Origin of the sequence: Streptomyces cadmiisoli (genome assembly GCF_003261055.1) — a bacterium.
Lineage (GTDB): Bacteria > Actinomycetota > Actinomycetes > Streptomycetales > Streptomycetaceae > Streptomyces > Streptomyces cadmiisoli.
In genome coordinates this window covers 7,286,906-7,301,426 of the sequence record NZ_CP030073.1, presented here as the reverse complement: position 1 = coordinate 7,301,426, position 14,521 = coordinate 7,286,906, and the positions used below count along the sequence as shown (strand labels likewise).

Here is a 14,521-nt window from a genome sequence, read left to right as displayed (position 1 = left end):
AGGCGGGGCCGACCCGGCGGGGCCGGCCCATCGGGGACGCGCGGGCCGGTCCGGGTCAGCCCAGGTTCGGGATGCGCCAGTCGATCGGCTCGTGCCCCTGCCCGGCGATCGCCTCGTCGATCTGGGTGAAGGGGCGGGAGCCGAAGAACTTCTTCGCCGACAGCGGCGAGGGGTGCGCGCCCTTCACCACCACGTGGCGGGTCTCGTCGATCAGCGGGAGCTTCTTCTGCGCGTAGTTCCCCCAGAGCACGAAGACCGCCGGGTCGGGGCGGTCGGCCACCGCGCGGATCACCGCGTCCGTGAACTTCTCCCAGCCCTTGCCCTTGTGCGAGTTGGCCTCGCCGGCCCGCACCGTGAGCACCGCGTTGAGCAGCAGCACGCCCTGCCGGGCCCACGGCATCAGATAGCCGTTGTCCGGGATCGGCAGACCGAGTTCCTGCTCCATCTCCTTGTAGATGTTGCGCAGGGAGGGCGGGGTCCGCACACCGGGACGCACGGAGAAGCACAGGCCGTGTCCCTGGCCCTCGCCGTGGTACGGGTCCTGGCCGAGGACCAGGACCTTGACCTGCTCGTACGGCGTGGCGTCCAGCGCGGCGAAGACCTCCTCGCGCGGCGGGTAGACGGGACCCTTCGCCCGCTCCTCCTCGACGAACTCCGTCAGCTCCTTGAAGTAGGGCCTGTGCAGTTCGTCGCCCAGAACCCCACGCCAGGACTCGGGCAGCATGGCGATGTCGGTCACGTCAACTTCCTTACGGTGTGCGGTCGCTTCCTGGGCACAGAACCTACCGGCGGCCACTGACAACCGGGGCCGCGGGCCGCCTCACCAGCTCGTCTTGCGGTACAGCTCCCACACCATCATGATCGTCGACGGGTCGAGCGCACGCTCCCCGCCGGCGATCTCCTCGCTCGCCGCGACGTACTGCTTGCCCTGCCACAGCGGCAGCAGCCGCGCGTCGTCGACGAGGATCTCCTGGGCCTCCTCGAACTCGCGCTCCACCTGGGCGCGGTCGCTCTCCTCGCGGGAGCGGGGCAACAGCTTCTTGGTGATCTCGGACGCCGGGTAGGGCGTGCCGAGCGCGTTCTCCTCACCGACGAAGGGCGCGATGTAGTTGTCGGCGTCCGGGAAGTCGGGGAACCAGCCCCGGCCGAACACCGGGTACTCGCCCTTCTGGTAGCCCTCGACGTAGGTGGCCCAGGGCCGGCTCTTGAGCGTGATCTCGAACAGGCCCGATGCCTCCAGCTGCCGCTTCAGCTCCCGGAACAGCACGGCGGTCTCGGATCCGTAGCGGTCGGTGGTGTACCAGAGCGTGAGCGGCACGGGTTCGGTGATGCCGGCCTCGGCGAGGTACGCGCGGGCCTTGTCGGCGTCGGGGTCGCCGTAGTCGTCGAAGAAGCCCGTGGTGTGGCCGGTCAGGCCCTTGGGGACCATCGAGTACAGGGGGTCGACGGTGTCCTTGTAGATCTTGTGGGCGATGGTCGCCCGGTCGACGACCTGGGCGATCGCCTTGCGCACGGCGGGCTTCGCGGCCCATTCGTCCTTGGGGTTGAACACCAGGTAGCTGATGTCGGTGCCCGCGCCCTCGACCAGCTGCAGCTCGTCGGCGTCCTCGCCCTCCAGGGCGACGATGTCGTCGGCGGCGAGACCTCGGTAGGTCACGTCGACGCTGTGGTCCCGCAGCGCCCCGACCATGGCCTCGGAGTCCTGGAAGTAACGTATGGTCACCGAGCCGTTCCGGCGCTCGGCGTAGCCCTTGTACCGCTCGTTGCGGACGAGTTCGGCCCGCTCCCCCTTGGCGTAGGACGCGAGGGTGTACGGCCCGGACCCGCTGACGGCGGCGTCCTTGCGCAGCGCGTCGGCCGGGTAGTCGTCGGGGTCGACGATGGACATGGCCGGGGTGGCGAGCACGAACGGGAACGTGGCGTCTGCGGTCTTCAGGTGGAAGACCACCTCACGGTCGCCGAGCGCCTGGACCCGGTCGAGGCTGCCCAGCAGACCGGCCGGTCCGCCCGGTGCGCCGATGGTCCTGATCCGGTCGATGGAGTGCTTGACGGCCCGTGCGTCGATCCCGTCGCCGTTGGAGAACGTCAGGCCCTCGCGCAGTTCGCAGCGGTAGGTCCGGTTGGTGGCGTCGGTGAAGCCGCAGCTGTCGGCGGCGTCGGGCTGGGGCGTGGTGGCGCCGTTGGGGTAACTCAGGAGCGTCTGGTAGACGTTCCGGAACAGTTCCCAGGAGCCGTCCCAGGAGGCGGCCGGGTCCAGCGTGCTCGGGGCGCTCGTGGTCCCGACGACGATCGGTTCCTCGTCACCGCCATCGCCGTCCGAGAACATACTGCATCCGGCCACCATGGCCATCGATGCGATCGCGGCCACCTGCCGAAGGCCTCGGTTCCGGTTGAACACGCGCACGCTCCTCGATCCGCCATGCCAAGGGTTGGCAGACCCTACCGCAACGTTCGACGCCCTGAAGCGCCCTTTCCCGGGGTCCTTGATCAGCATCTTCATGACGACGTTGTCATCGGTCAGAGTGTCGTCCGGACACGGGCAGGGGCGCCTCTTCCGTCAAGAAATTCGCGTCACACGAAGCTTCGACGGTAGGAGGCGCCCCTGTCGGTACGGCCGGATCAGCTCACCCCACGCCGGCGTTCAGGAAGATGCCGCCGTCGACCACGAGGGTCTGTCCGGTGATCCAGTCGGCCTGGTCCGAGGTGAGGAAGGCGGCGGCGCCGCCGATGTCGGCGGGCACACCGAGCCGGCCCAGCGGATAGGCCGCGGCCGCCTCCGCCTCCCGGCCCTCGTACAGGGCCTGGGCGAACTTGGTCTTCACCACGGCGGGGGCGATGGCGTTGACCCGTACACCGGGCGCGAACTCGTGCGCCAGCTGCAGCGTCAGGTTGATCATCGCGGCCTTGCTGATGCCGTAGGCGCCGATGAAGGGCGAGGCGGAGACGCCCGCCACGGAGGCGATGTTGACGATCGCGCCGCCGTTGTCCTTCTGCCAGGCGTGCCAGGTCCGCTGCGCGAAACCGAGCGCGGAGACCACGTTGGTCTCGAACACCTTGCGCGCCACCCCGAGGTCGAGGTCGGCGATCGGCCCGAACACCGGGTTCGTGCCGGCGTTGTTGACCAGGTAGTCGACCCGGCCGAAGACCTCCATGGTGCGCTCGACGGCCTCGGCCTGATGGTCCAGGTCGTGGGCCTTGCCGGCGACGGCGAGGACGCGGTCGGCGCCGAGCTTCTCGGCGGCCTCCTTCAGGGCTTCCTCGCCCCGGCCGGTGATGCAGACGCGGTCGCCGCGTGCCACCAGGGCCTCGGCGACGCCGTAGCCGATACCGCGGCTGGCGCCCGTGACGAGCGCGACCTTGCCCGAAAGCTCCGGGAGTTCCATGTCCGAGATCCCCTTAGTCGAGCGGTCCGCCGGCGACGTACAGCACCTGGCCGGAGACGAAGCCGGCCGCGTCGCCCGTGAAGAAGGCGATGGCGTTGGCGATGTCGTCGGGCTCGCCGACACGCTGCACGGGGATCATGGTGGCGGCGGCGGCCTTGAAGTCCTCGAAGCCCATGCCGACGCGCTCGGCGGTGGCGGCGGTCATGTCGGTGGCGATGAAGCCGGGGGCGACGGCGTTGGCGGTGACGCCGAACTTGCCCAGCTCCTTGGCGAGGGTCTTGGTGAAGCCCTGGAGGCCGGCCTTGGCGGCGGAGTAGTTGACCTGGCCGCGGTTGCCGAGGGCGGAGGACGAGGAGAGGTTGACGATACGGCCGAAGCCGGCGTCCACCATGTGCTTCTGGCAGGCCTTGGACATCAGGAAGGCGCCGCGCAGGTGCACGTTCATGACGGTGTCCCAGTCGGCGACACTCATCTTGAAGAGCAGGTTGTCGCGGAGCACGCCCGCGTTGTTGACGAGGATCGTCGGCGCGCCGAGCTCCTCGGCGACGCGCGCGACGGCCGCCTCGACCTGGGCCTCGTCGGACACGTCGCAGCCGACCGCGACGGCCCTGCCGCCGGCCGCGACGATCTTCTCCACGGTGTCCTTGCAGGCGGCCTCGTCGAGGTCGAGCACGGCGACCGCGCGGCCCTCGGCCGCCAGGCGTACGGCGGTGGCGGCACCGATGCCGCGCGCGGCACCGGTGACAACGGCGACCCGCTGCTCAGTGGTGGACATTGCTGTTTCTCCTCGCCCTTGGATGCGGCTCAGCGGGACGCCCTCCGATGAGCGACCGCTTAGTACCTTCAGCAGACGTGACGCTAGAAGCCCTGGCACCCGGTGTCAACGGCCCATCGGGTGCATGTGATCCATCACCTCACCAGCAGGTCGAGCAGCCGCTCGGTCTCGGCGGCCGGATCCGCGGTCAGTCCGGTGTGCACCGGACCGGGCTGCACGACCGTCGAGCGCGGCGCGATCAGCCAGCGGAAACGCCGGCCCGCGTCGTCGCCCGCCGCCTGCCCGGCCGCCGCTCCCCCGGCGCAGACGCCCTCCACGGCGCGCAGCGCGGCACGCACGCCGGGCAGGTCCACGCCGGGGTCGAGAGCCAGCAGCCGGGCCTCGTCGAGATGCGTGCGGGCACCGACGTAGGACTTGGCACGGCAGTAGACGAGGACTCCGGCGTTGACGCACTCCCCCCGTTCGATGCGCGGGACGATCCGCAGCAGTGCGTATTCGAAGACGTGCCGGTCGCTCACCGGACCCCCTGGATGCGTTCGTGGACGGCGGCGGCGCGCGCGAGCAGGGGCTCGGCGTAGGCCCGCCGGAGGGCGTCGGTCGTCTCGAAGCCGGGTTCGCCGGCCAGCCAGGCTTCCGGGATCTGCGCGGTGACCTCGGCGAGGAGGTCCTCGGTGACGCGCGGGGCCAGCTCCGCGGCGGCCGAGCGCACATCCGGCTCGAACGGGCGCAGCGCGTGGTCGGAGGCGTCGTAGGGGCGGGCCGCGGAGGTCTGCGCGCCGGGCCAGTTGTGGTGCCAGATCATCGTGGCGCCGTGGTCGATGAGCCAGAGCTCGCCGTGCCGCATCAGCAGGTTGGGGTTGCGCCAGGAGCGGTCGACGTTGTTCACCAGCGCGTCGAACCAGACGATCCGTCCCGCCTCCTCGGGGCCCACGTCGAAGGCGAGGGGGTCGAAGCCGAGCGCGCCGGACAGGAAGTCCATGCCGAGGTTGGTGCCGCCGCTGGACTTCAGCAGCTCCTGCACCTCCTGGTCGGGCTCGCCGAGCCCGAGGACCGGGTCGAGTTCGACGGTGACCAGGCGCGGCACCCGCAGGCCCAGCCGGCGGGCCAGTTCGCCGCAGACCACCTCCGCGACGAGCGTCTTGCGGCCCTGGCCGGCGCCGGTGAACTTCATGACGTACGTCCCGAAGTCGTCGGCCTCGACGAGTCCCGGCAGCGAGCCGCCCTCACGCAACGGCGTGACGTAGCGGGTCGCGATGACTTCCTTGAGCATCGCCCCAGGCTACTGGGGCGTTCGTGACGGCTGGGGCGCCACCCGTCGGGTCGTGACCTCGATCGGGTCAAGAACCGCGTGGCGACTGAACCGGGACGTGTCCCGACCCGTACTGCTGGACATCACATGTCGACGAAGGGAACGCCAGCATGTCCGGTGAAACGCTCGCATCGCGTCACTCGGTGTCAGGTCCTGCCCGTCGCACCGTGATGGCCGCCGCCGGGGCCGCGGGGCTCGCCGCCGCGCTGGCCGCGTGCGGGTCGGAGGACTCCTCCGACACCGGTTCCGGCGCCGTCTCCGGCGAAGTCCTCGGCCGGACGTCCGACGTTCCCGAGGGCGGCGGGAAGGTCTTCGGCGACGTGGTGGTCACCCAGCCGGTGGCGGGGGAGTACAAGGCGTTCTCCTCGAAGTGCACCCACCAGGGCTGCGCGGTGAAGGACGTCAGGGACGGCGTCATCATCTGCCCCTGTCACGACAGCCGGTTCTCCGCGACCGACGGCAGCGTCAAGCAGGGCCCGGCCACCCAGCCGCTGGACGAGCGGCGGATCGCCGTGGAGGGGGACGAGATCAGGACGGCGTGACGGTCAGCGGGCGACCGGCCGCCGCAGGCAGCCCAGCACCTCCTCGGTGGTCGCGAGGGTGGCGACCAGGGCGAGGGTGTGACGGATCATCACGGGGGTGTAGTCGGCGGGCACCCCTGCGATGGCGTCGGTCGGCACGACGGCCGTGTACCCCCGGTTGACGGCGTCGAAGACCGCGTTGGGGATCGCGACGTTCGCGGAGACGCCGGTGACGATCACCGTGCGGCAGCCGAGGTTGCGCAGCAGGGGGTCGACGTCGGTGCCCTGGATGGGCGACAGTCCGTGCAGCCGGCGTACGACGAAGTCCTGCTCGGTGACCTCGATCGGGGGTGCGACACGTACCGCCGTGGTGCCGGACAGCTGCTGGACGGGGAGGCGTTCGGCGGCGCGGAACAGCCGGGCGTTGCGGCCCGCGCCGCGGCCGTCGGGGCGGCGTTCGGCGATGGCGTGGATCACCTGGACGCCGCTGTCGTGCGCGGCGGCCACCAGCCGGGCGACGTTGGCGAGGGCGCCCGAGGAGCGGACCTGCCGGGCCAGCTCGGGCAGGGCGCTGTCCGGGCCGACGACGCCCTGCTGGCACTCGACGGTGAGCAGGACGGTGACGGCGGGGTCGAGGAGTTCGCTGAGACGTTCGCGGGACGACATGGTTCCCCCTCGTCGCGGGCGGATGCAGTAGCGGTGGGCCGAACCACCATTGCACGGGGACGCAAGACGATCCATGCTTTTCTGACGTACCGTCAGATGTAGTTCTCTCGAGGAGAATCGCATGACAGCCACTCAGCGCCGGGGCCGGAAGATCATGATGACGCCCGGCGAGCTGGACGAGTTCCTCACCTCCCAGCGCACCTGCCGGGTCGCCACGGTGTCGGCCGACGGCGCCCCGCACGTGAGCACCCTGTGGTTCGCCTGGGACGGCACCTCGATGTGGCTGTACTCCGTGGTGCGCAGCAAGCGGTGGGCCGATCTGCGCCGCGACCCGCGGGTGGCCGTCGTGGTCGACACGGGCGAGGAGTACGACGAACTGCGCGGCGCGGAGCTGTCCGGGGCCGTGGAGTTCGTCGGCGAGAGCCCTCGCACCGGCGAGCTGCACGCCGAACTCGACCTCCCCGAGACGCTGTTCGCCCGCAAGAACTTCGGCCTGGAGGAGATGCCGCACGACGGGCGGCACGCCTGGGTGCGACTGACTCCGCAGAAGATCGTCTCCTGGGACTTCCGCAAGCTGGGCGCTCCGTAAGGGCTTCAGGAGACGCCGACTCGTTCCCCCGCGGCGCGCAGTGCCTCGACCGCCGCCCGGATCGACGGGCGGCGGTCGGCGTCCGCCCGCCAGACCACGTACACATGCCGGCGCACCCGCTGCCGCAACGGCCGGGTGACCACCCCGTCCGGCACCGGGTGGCGGCCGAGCAGCGGGGCGATGCACACCCCGAGCCCGGCCGCGACGAGCCCGAGCTGGGTGTGCGTCTCGGCGGCGCGGTGGCCGACGATCGGCTCGATGCCCCGCGACCGCAGGGTGAACATCAGCCACTCGTGGCAGAACTCGCCGTCCCCCCACGTGATCCACTCGTCCTCCGCGAACTCCCCGAGGTCGACCTCGTCGCGGTCGGCGAGGCGATGGCCGGCGGGCATCGCGACATCGGCGGGATCGTCCAGGATCGGTGCCTTGACGAGGCCGCCGGGCAGCGGCATCGGCTTGTTGTACCAGTCGAGGACGACCGCGAGGTCGAGGTCGCCGCGCACGACGCCCCTGACCCCCTGCTCCGGTTCCAGCTCGCAGGAGCGCAGCCGCAGCGCGGGATGCGCGACGCGCAGTGCGGCGAGCGCGACGGGGAACAGTCCGCGCGCGGCGGTCGGGAACGCCGACAGGCGCAGGTCGCCCACCACCTGTCCGCGCTGCGCCTCCAGGTCGGACTGGGCGAGCTCGACCTGGGACAGGATCCGCGCCGCGTGCTGGGCGAGCAGCCGCCCGGCGTCGGTGAGCCGCACGCCGCGTCCGTGCTTGGCGAGCAGCCGCTGGCCCACCTCCCGCTCCAGTTTGGCCATCTGCTGGGAGACGGCCGAGGTGGTGATGTGCAGCCCCTCGGCCGCGCCGCTCACCGATCCGTGCCGGGCGAGGGCGTCCAGGGTGCGCAGGCGCTCCAGACTCAACATGTAAGCGATGCTACGAGATACAGCGTGCGAATTCTCGATTGTGCTACGAAGTCCGCTCCCCCATCGTTGCTGTCATGACCACCGCCGTGACCACCCGCACGCCCGTCCGCACCCCCGCCCGCTCCCGCCGCCGTCTCGACTGGCGGCTCCGCTTCGCGGCGCTCTCGCTGGTCTGGGGCTTCAGCTTCCTGCTCATCAAGGTGGGCACCGAGGGCTACGCCCCCTTCCAGGTCACCCTCGGCCGGCTGCTGTTCGGCACCGCGGTGCTCGCGGCGGTGATGGTCGTGAAGCGGGAGCGGCTGCCGCGCGGAGCACACACCTGGGGGCATCTCACGGTCGCCGCACTCCTGCTGAACGCGCTGCCCTTCTCCCTGTTCGCCTACGCGGAGCTGACCATCCCGTCCACGCTCGCCGGCATCTGCAACGCCACCTCGCCGCTGTGGGGCATGGCCCTGTCGCTGGTGGCGCTCTCCGAGGACCGGCCGACCCGGGTCCGGGTGGCCGGACTGGGCCTCGGCTTCCTCGGTGTGCTGACGGTGCTCGGCGCCTGGCAGGGCTTCAACGGCGTCGAGCCCACCGGCACCGCGCTGGCTCTGCTGGCCTCACTCAGCTACCCGATCGGCTGGATCTACGTCCGCCGCACACTGGCGTCGTCCGGCGACTCGCATCTGTCCCTCACCGGGGCGCAGTTGCTGCTCGCGACATTGCAACTGGCGGTGGTCACCCCCCTGTTCACGGCTGCGCCGGACCGCTTCCCCCTCGTCCCGCTGCTCGCCGTGGTCGCGCTCGGCGCGCTCGGCACGGGTCTCGCCGTGCTCGTCCAGTACGGCCTGGTCGCCGAGGTCGGCCCGACCACGGCCCAGATGGTCACGTACTTCATCCCCGTCATCGCCACCGCCGCGGGAGTCGCGATCCTCGGCGAGTCGCTCACCTGGTCGACACCGGTCGGCGCGGCGATCGTGCTGGCGGGGGCGGCGCTGACCCAGGTGCGGAGGTCCTGACCCGGGAGCGGAGGTCCTGAGCCGGTGGCCGACGGCGGCCGTCCGGTCGCCGTGCCGAACCGCGGCCGTCCGGTCGCCGTGCCCAGCCGCAGCCGGTGGCCGTCGGCGGGGCGCGGCCCGGTCTCCCGGACCGGGGCGACGCGGCCACCACTGCCCCGGTCCACCCGCGGCGGCGCCTGGACGGCGCAGGCCCGCACGTGGGCTGGTCAGACGTAGCTGCGCACCGGCGCCGGACGGACGGCGGCGGCGATCGCCTCCGCCAGTGGGCCGGCCTCGCCCTCGGTCAGTGTCGAGACGGTGACCCGGATACCGGGCGGGACGCTCATGCGGAACCGGGCACCGGGGGCGACCGCCCAGCCGGCGTGCTGCAGGCGGGCGACGGCGCCGGTCTCGTCCGGCACGGGGATCCACACGTTCAGGCCGCTGCGCCCGTACGCCGCGATGCCGTGCCGCGCCAGCGCGCCGATCAGGGCATCCCTGCGTCCGCCGTACGCCGCCGAGACCGCCGGCGTGTCCACCGCGCCGTCGGCCCACAGCCGCACCACCGCCCGCTGGGTGAGCCGGCTGACCCAGCCGGGCCCCAGCCGCTGCCGCCCGCGGACCCGGTCCAGCGTCAGCTCGTCGCCGGTGAGCACGGCGATCCGCAGATCGGGCCCGAAGGCCTTGGCCGTCGAACGGACGAAGGCCCAGTGACGGGTGACTCCCGCCAGAGGGTGCAGGGGGAGGTCGACGATGCCGTGGCCGTGGTCGTCCTCGATCAGCAGCGTGTCGGGGTGCCGCCCGAGCACCGTGCGCAGGGCACGCGCGCGTGCGGCGCTCAGCGCGGCCCCGGTGGGATTCTGCGCGCGGTCGGTGACGATCAGCGCCCGCGCGCCGGCCGCCAGGGCGCGGTCCACGTCCGCGGGCAGCGGTCCGTCGTCGTCGACCTGCACGGGCACGGTGCGCAGGCCGAGCGCGGGGACGAGGTCGAGGAGGCTGCCCCACCCGGGATCCTCCACCGCGACGGCGTCACCGGGCTTGAGGTGCGCGGCGAGGACCCGCTCGACCGCGTCCAGCGAGCCGGAGGTGACCACCACCGGCCCGTCGGGCACTCCCCCGGCGTCCAGGTCGGCGCGGGCGACGCGGGCCAGCTCGGGTTCCACGGGCGCGTCGCCGTAGAGCACCGGCTCCCGGTCCGCCTGCGCCCCCGCCGCGGCGAACGCCGTCGCCAGCGGGGGCAGCAGCGCCGGATCCGGGTTCCCCGCGGCCATGTCGCGCACCCCCTCCGGCACATCCACGCGGATGGCGTCCCGCGCGGTCGTGGCCGGCTTGGCCCGCACCCGGCTGCCCCGGCGCCCGGCGGTCTCGATGACCCCGCGCTCCCGCAGGATCCGGTAGGCGGCCGCGACGGTGTTGGGATTGACGCCGAGCCGGGCCGCCAACTCCCGCATGGGCGGCAGAAGGTGGCCCGGGGGCAGGGCACCCGCGCCCACCGCGCGCTCGACGCTCGCGGAAATCTCCGCTGCGCCCCGTCCTTCGATCCGATACTCTCCTAGCACAAAGCCCATTATGCACTAGTGCAATGGAGACCGCCATGCAGGGAAGCAGGGAAACGCCGTCGCGATCCGCGGTCTACCCGGCCACCGACCGCACGGTGCCCACCCGCGCCGCGCACAAGGCCTCGTACGACAAGGACGTGGTGCACTCGATTCTCGACGAGGGCTACGTCTGCCATCTCGGCTTCGTCCGCGACGGGGCGCCGGTCGTCCTGCCCACGCTGTACACCCGGGTCGGCGACCGGCTGTACGTGCACGGTTCGACCGGCTCGCGCCCGCTGCGGATGGCCGGGAAGGCCGATCCCGGTCTCGCGGTGTGCCTGACGGTCACGCACGTCGACGGACTGGTCCTGGCCCGCTCGGCCTTCCACCACTCGATCAACTACCGCTCCGTGGTGGTGCACGGCACCGCCCACGACGTCACCGACCCCGACGAGAAGCGGCTGGCGCTCGACGCGCTCGTCGACCAGGTGGTGCCCGGCCGCTCACGGGACTCCCGGCCGGCCAACGCCAAGGAGTTCGCCGCCACCGCCGTGCTCCGCCTCGGCCTCGACGAGGTCTCCGCCAAGCTCCGCACGGGCGGGGTGGGCGACGAGCCCGAGGATCTCGCGCTGCCCCACTGGGCCGGTGTCGTGCCGCTGCGCAAGGGGTACGAGCCGCCGGTCGCCGATCCGGACCTGGCCCCCGGCACGGCGCTGCCGGGCTACCTGGCGGCGCTGTGACGCCGGTCCGTCCGGCGCGGCGGCGCGCCGCGACCTCGACCGACGCGCAGGGAACCGCTTGATGCCGCCGGCGCCGGGCGGCGGCCCCCGCCGGCGCTCCGCCACCAGGGCCGCCCCGCCGTCCGCGGCCCGCGCAGCAGCCCGCGCGTGCGGCCGCCGCGCCGCGCCCACCACGCCGGCCGCGGCGGGACGGTCACCCGCGTACGGGTGACGTCCCGGTGAGCGGGTCAGCGCCGGGCCGCGCCCGTGCCCCGCGCGCCTCGGCGACCGCGAGGCCCGTGACCGAGCCGAGCATCAGCAGGGTGCCGGCCAGTGTGGCCGCGGTGAGCCGTTCACCGAGCAGGGCGACGGCCAGGACGGCGGCGCTGACCGGCTCCAGGAGCATGATCACGGAGACGGTCGCGGACCGCACCACGGCCGCGCCCGCGAAGTACAGCGCGTACGCGAGCGCCGTGGGGACCGCCGCGATGTACGCCACGAGCCACACCAGCCGGGCGGGGTCGGCGGTGTGCGGCACGAGTCCCTCGGCCAGCGCGAACGGCAGCAGGCACAGGGTGGTCACCGCGAACGCCGAGGCGGTCGTGCCGGAGGCGTCCGCCCCGCCGTCGCGGCCCCAGTACCGGGTGAGCAGGGTCATCGCGCTGTAGCCGGCGGCGGACAGCAGGGCCAGCGCGACGCCCCAGGGGCGCACGGCCGTCCCCTCGCCGCCGAGCACGAGCACCCCCAGCCCGGTGAGCGCCCCGGTCACGGCCGTGAGGCCGGCCCGGCCCAGCCGCTCCCCCATGGTCAGCCGCGCGCCGAGTGCGATCAGCACGGGGCCGGCGCCGAGCGTGACGACGGTCGCGACGGCCAGGCCGGTGGCCGACACCGCGGCGAAGTAGGCCGTCTGGAACACGGCGAGGCCGAGCCCGGTGGCACCGATGCGCAGCGCCTTGCGGACGGCGGGTTCGGGCGTTCGGACGGCCCGGGTCTGCGGACGCAGCCCGCGGACCGCGAGCAGCAGGACCAGTCCGGCCGCGCAGCGCCAGAAGGACAGGGTGACGGAGCCCATGTCGCTGGTCCGGTAGACCAGCGCGGCGGCCGCGCCCGCGGTGCCCCAGGCGGCACCGGCGACGATCAGATACAGCAGGCCACGCCCGACGGGCAGGCCGGAGACGGCAGGGGAAGCAGTGGACACGTGTTCTCTCCGCGGATGCGCACGAGTGCGCGGAAGTTCGGGGACCGCCGCTCAGCGGGGTCGCGGACGTCTTCCGCGGGCAGCACCGTCCAGCCCGGCGACATCACGCCGGACGGGTTTCCGGAGGCCCGCCTCAGGCGGCCGGGGGCGGAAGAACGCGTGCGTCCGAATGCATGATCGACACCCTATGCCGCCGTTCCGCGTGCCGACAACTCGCGCTCGGGGGCGCCGGCGGCGACCGGTTCGGCGGAACCCTTCGCGGGTGTCGACGACTGGGCGATGAACGCCCCGACCAGCACCACCGCACCGCCGACGATCTGCGGCGCCGACAGGTGCTCCCCGAGCAGCACCCAGGCCAGAACGGTCGCGATGACGGCCTCCAGGCAGGCCACGACCCCGGCGACCTGCGGGGAGAGCCGCCGTATGGAGACGACACCGGTGACGTAGGCGACGACGGTCGCTATCAGCACGATCCAGGCGAGCAGCGCGAAGGCCGGGACGGCCGTGCCGTCCAGCTGCGCGGCCCGGCCGAGCACCGCCCACTCCATGGTCCAGGGGCGGGCGACGACGGTCAGCACAGCGGCGCCGATGAGCAGGCCGTACGCGATGACGCCGAGCGGGTCCGGGGCGTCGGCGCCGGAGTCGCCGCCCTGGTCGGACAGGACGAAGTAGCCGACCTGGCAGCAGGCGGCGCCGAGCGCGAGCAGCAGGCCGACGGCGTCGAAGCCGAGCCCGGACCACACCTCCACGACACAGGCGAGACCGCCGACGGCCAGCACCACCCCGAGCGCGGCGGCGCGCGTCACGGGCCGCCGCTGCACGAACCGCACCCAGCCGAGGACCAGGGCGGGCGCGAGGTACTCGACGAGCAGCGCGACACCGACCGGGATACGGGAGATCGCGGCGAAGTAGCAGGCCTGCACTCCGGCCACGGCCAGCAGTCCGAACCCGGCGAGCAGCGCGGGACGGCGGCGCAGCAGCGCGCGGTGGCGCACGGCGAGCGGCAGCATCACCAGGGCCGCGCCGGCCACCCGCAGCCATACGACGTGCAGGGGATCCAGGCCGGCCTCGATCAGCGGCTTGGCGGCGACACCCGATCCGCCGAAGGCGAGCGCCGACCCGAGCGCGAGGGTGAGCGCGGCTCCCTTGCCGCAGCTGTTCCGACTGCTGACTGACGTAGGCATCGGCACATGATGACAGGCGATGACATGAGCGTCACCCCCGTTGACACCTGTCTCAGCGAGTGGACGTCCCGCGGCGGGTCAGCAGCCGGGCTCGCCGCCCGGCACGTACTCCTCGCAGCCCTTCTCGATCCGGGCGTGCAGCTCGCCCGCGTCCACACCGGCACGGTCGAGCACCTCGACGGCGCGTGCCTGCGGGTCCATGACGATCGCCGCGAGCAGATCGACGCCGCGTGCCTGGTCGTCACCGCGTCGCGCGGCCCGCTCGGCGGCGTGGGACATCGCGCCGGCGGCCAGCGGCGAGTAGCCCTCGGTGCCGTGGACGAGCGGAAGGGCGCCGGAGTCCTCGACCGTGCTCTGCCACCGCAGGCCGTAGCCGATGCTGCGCTGCACGAGGTAGCCGAGCAGTCGCGCCAGTTGCGGGCCGTCGTCGAACACCGCGCGCACGGCGGGGTCGGACTCCAGCAGCGAGTGCAGCAGATGAGCGGTGTCGATATGGCGGTCCCCGTCCCTGAGGGCTCGCCTGCGGGCACCGGCGACCATCGCCGCCAGCTCAGCGCTGAGCCGGGGATCGTCGTCCGCGCCGAGGGCGCCGCGCGCTTCGCGGGCCGGCTGCCGGGGGATACGGTCTTGCACCCCCTCACCCCATCAGCCCCTCCGGCTCCGGTCATCCCCGGTCAGAAGCATCTTCGCGTCCCACGCAGAGCGGACATCGCCGGCCGGAATCTCCTCCCTACGGAGGAGATCA

The 14,521-nt window shown here is 72.8% G+C and carries 16 protein-coding genes; 4 read left to right on the top strand and 12 right to left on the bottom strand.

All coding sequences use genetic code 11. The annotated features are described in order from the left end of the window. Nucleotides 1-55 precede the first annotated feature (55 nt). From ung to DN051_RS32095, 6 genes are all read right to left on the bottom strand, one after another. Nucleotides 56-739, bottom strand: a complete 684-nt coding sequence (gene ung / locus DN051_RS32120; protein WP_053761497.1) for a uracil-DNA glycosylase — start codon at nt 737-739, stop codon at nt 56-58. An 81-nt stretch (nt 740-820) separates the two neighbouring features. Further along, a complete protein-coding gene (locus tag DN051_RS32115) occupies nt 821-2,398 on the bottom strand; it encodes an ABC transporter substrate-binding protein (protein WP_053761498.1) in 1,578 nt (525 codons plus the stop codon). Nucleotides 2,399-2,624: 226 nt separating this feature from the next. Further along, nucleotides 2,625-3,383, bottom strand: a complete 759-nt coding sequence (locus DN051_RS32110) for an SDR family oxidoreductase (RefSeq protein WP_053761499.1) — start codon at nt 3,381-3,383, stop codon at nt 2,625-2,627. 13 nt (nt 3,384-3,396) lie between these two features. Beyond that, entirely contained in the window at nt 3,397-4,158 is a 762-nt protein-coding gene (gene fabG, locus DN051_RS32105) for a 3-oxoacyl-ACP reductase FabG (RefSeq protein WP_053761500.1), read from the bottom strand. 134 nt (nt 4,159-4,292) lie between these two features. After that, on the bottom strand, nt 4,293-4,676 hold the full coding sequence (locus DN051_RS32100) for a DUF3037 domain-containing protein (protein WP_053761501.1): 384 nt from the start codon (nt 4,674-4,676) through the stop codon (nt 4,293-4,295). Then, nucleotides 4,673-5,428 (bottom strand): HipA family kinase, encoded by a 756-nt coding sequence (locus tag DN051_RS32095; RefSeq protein WP_053761502.1) that lies wholly within the window; start codon nt 5,426-5,428, stop codon nt 4,673-4,675. The genes DN051_RS32100 and DN051_RS32095 overlap by 4 nt, the downstream gene beginning before the upstream one ends. Nucleotides 5,429-5,577: 149 nt before the next feature. Here DN051_RS32095 and DN051_RS32090 point away from each other — a divergent pair, with 149 nt between their 5' ends. Further along, the gene (locus DN051_RS32090; protein ID WP_053761503.1) at nt 5,578-6,009 is read left to right on the top strand and encodes a Rieske (2Fe-2S) protein; all 432 of its coding nucleotides are present in this window, start codon (nt 5,578-5,580) and stop codon (nt 6,007-6,009) included. A 3-nt stretch (nt 6,010-6,012) separates the two neighbouring features. Here DN051_RS32090 and DN051_RS32085 read toward each other — a convergent pair whose 3' ends face one another. Further along, nucleotides 6,013-6,654 carry a cysteine hydrolase family protein gene (locus DN051_RS32085; protein WP_053761504.1) on the bottom strand — a complete coding sequence of 214 codons (642 nt, stop codon included), beginning with the start codon at nt 6,652-6,654 and terminating at the stop codon, nt 6,013-6,015. 121 nt (nt 6,655-6,775) lie between these two features. On the opposite strand from DN051_RS32085, the gene DN051_RS32080 reads away from it, so the two are divergent. After that, on the top strand, nt 6,776-7,243 hold the full coding sequence (locus DN051_RS32080; RefSeq protein WP_053761505.1) for a pyridoxamine 5'-phosphate oxidase family protein: 468 nt from the start codon (nt 6,776-6,778) through the stop codon (nt 7,241-7,243). A 5-nt stretch (nt 7,244-7,248) separates the two neighbouring features. Here the strand turns inward: DN051_RS32080 and DN051_RS32075 are convergent, their stop codons facing one another. After that, complete coding sequence (locus tag DN051_RS32075; protein WP_053761506.1) at nt 7,249-8,157, bottom strand: LysR family transcriptional regulator; 909 nt, start codon at nt 8,155-8,157, stop codon at nt 7,249-7,251. 74 nt (nt 8,158-8,231) lie between these two features. On the opposite strand from DN051_RS32075, the gene DN051_RS32070 reads away from it, so the two are divergent. Continuing rightward, nucleotides 8,232-9,158: a DMT family transporter gene (locus tag DN051_RS32070; RefSeq protein WP_246040678.1), complete on the top strand. Its 927-nt coding sequence runs from the start codon at nt 8,232-8,234 to the stop codon at nt 9,156-9,158. A 206-nt stretch (nt 9,159-9,364) separates the two neighbouring features. Here the strand turns inward: DN051_RS32070 and DN051_RS32065 are convergent, their stop codons facing one another. Beyond that, entirely contained in the window at nt 9,365-10,696 is a 1,332-nt protein-coding gene (locus tag DN051_RS32065; RefSeq protein ID WP_112442546.1) for an aminotransferase class I/II-fold pyridoxal phosphate-dependent enzyme, read from the bottom strand. Nucleotides 10,697-10,731: 35 nt separating this feature from the next. Between DN051_RS32065 and DN051_RS32060 the strand changes: the two genes are divergently transcribed. Continuing rightward, the gene (locus tag DN051_RS32060) at nt 10,732-11,415 is read left to right on the top strand and encodes a pyridoxamine 5'-phosphate oxidase family protein (RefSeq protein WP_053761508.1); all 684 of its coding nucleotides are present in this window, start codon (nt 10,732-10,734) and stop codon (nt 11,413-11,415) included. A gap of 193 nt (nt 11,416-11,608) precedes the next feature. On the opposite strand, the gene DN051_RS32055 is transcribed toward DN051_RS32060, so the two are convergent. From DN051_RS32055 to DN051_RS32045, 3 genes are all read right to left on the bottom strand, one after another. Further along, nucleotides 11,609-12,592, bottom strand: a complete 984-nt coding sequence (locus DN051_RS32055) for a DMT family transporter (protein ID WP_112440162.1) — start codon at nt 12,590-12,592, stop codon at nt 11,609-11,611. Between the two features lie 185 nt (nt 12,593-12,777). Then, nucleotides 12,778-13,782, bottom strand: coding sequence for an EamA family transporter (locus DN051_RS32050; protein WP_053761510.1), 1,005 nt, complete (start codon nt 13,780-13,782; stop codon nt 12,778-12,780). Nucleotides 13,783-13,854: 72 nt separating this feature from the next. After that, nucleotides 13,855-14,409 (bottom strand): Clp protease N-terminal domain-containing protein, encoded by a 555-nt coding sequence (locus tag DN051_RS32045; protein WP_053761511.1) that lies wholly within the window; start codon nt 14,407-14,409, stop codon nt 13,855-13,857. Between the last annotated feature and the right edge of the window lie 112 nt (nt 14,410-14,521).

What these genes read in the sequence shown, in the direction of transcription:
- DN051_RS32075 (WP_053761506.1), bottom strand. Translation starts at nt 8,157, where the DNA reads ATGTTGAGTCTGGAGCGCCTGCGCACCCTGGACGCCCTCGCCCGGCAC.
- DN051_RS32080 (WP_053761505.1), top strand. Translation starts at nt 6,776, where the DNA reads ATGACAGCCACTCAGCGCCGGGGCCGGAAGATCATGATGACGCCCGGC.
- DN051_RS32060 (WP_053761508.1), top strand. Translation starts at nt 10,732, where the DNA reads ATGCAGGGAAGCAGGGAAACGCCGTCGCGATCCGCGGTCTACCCGGCC.
- DN051_RS32090 (WP_053761503.1), top strand. Translation starts at nt 5,578, where the DNA reads ATGTCCGGTGAAACGCTCGCATCGCGTCACTCGGTGTCAGGTCCTGCC.
- fabG (WP_053761500.1), bottom strand. Translation starts at nt 4,158, where the DNA reads ATGTCCACCACTGAGCAGCGGGTCGCCGTTGTCACCGGTGCCGCGCGC.
- DN051_RS32110 (WP_053761499.1), bottom strand. Translation starts at nt 3,383, where the DNA reads ATGGAACTCCCGGAGCTTTCGGGCAAGGTCGCGCTCGTCACGGGCGCC.
- DN051_RS32095 (WP_053761502.1), bottom strand. Translation starts at nt 5,428, where the DNA reads ATGCTCAAGGAAGTCATCGCGACCCGCTACGTCACGCCGTTGCGTGAG.
- DN051_RS32085 (WP_053761504.1), bottom strand. Translation starts at nt 6,654, where the DNA reads ATGTCGTCCCGCGAACGTCTCAGCGAACTCCTCGACCCCGCCGTCACC.
- DN051_RS32070 (WP_246040678.1), top strand. Translation starts at nt 8,232, where the DNA reads ATGACCACCGCCGTGACCACCCGCACGCCCGTCCGCACCCCCGCCCGC.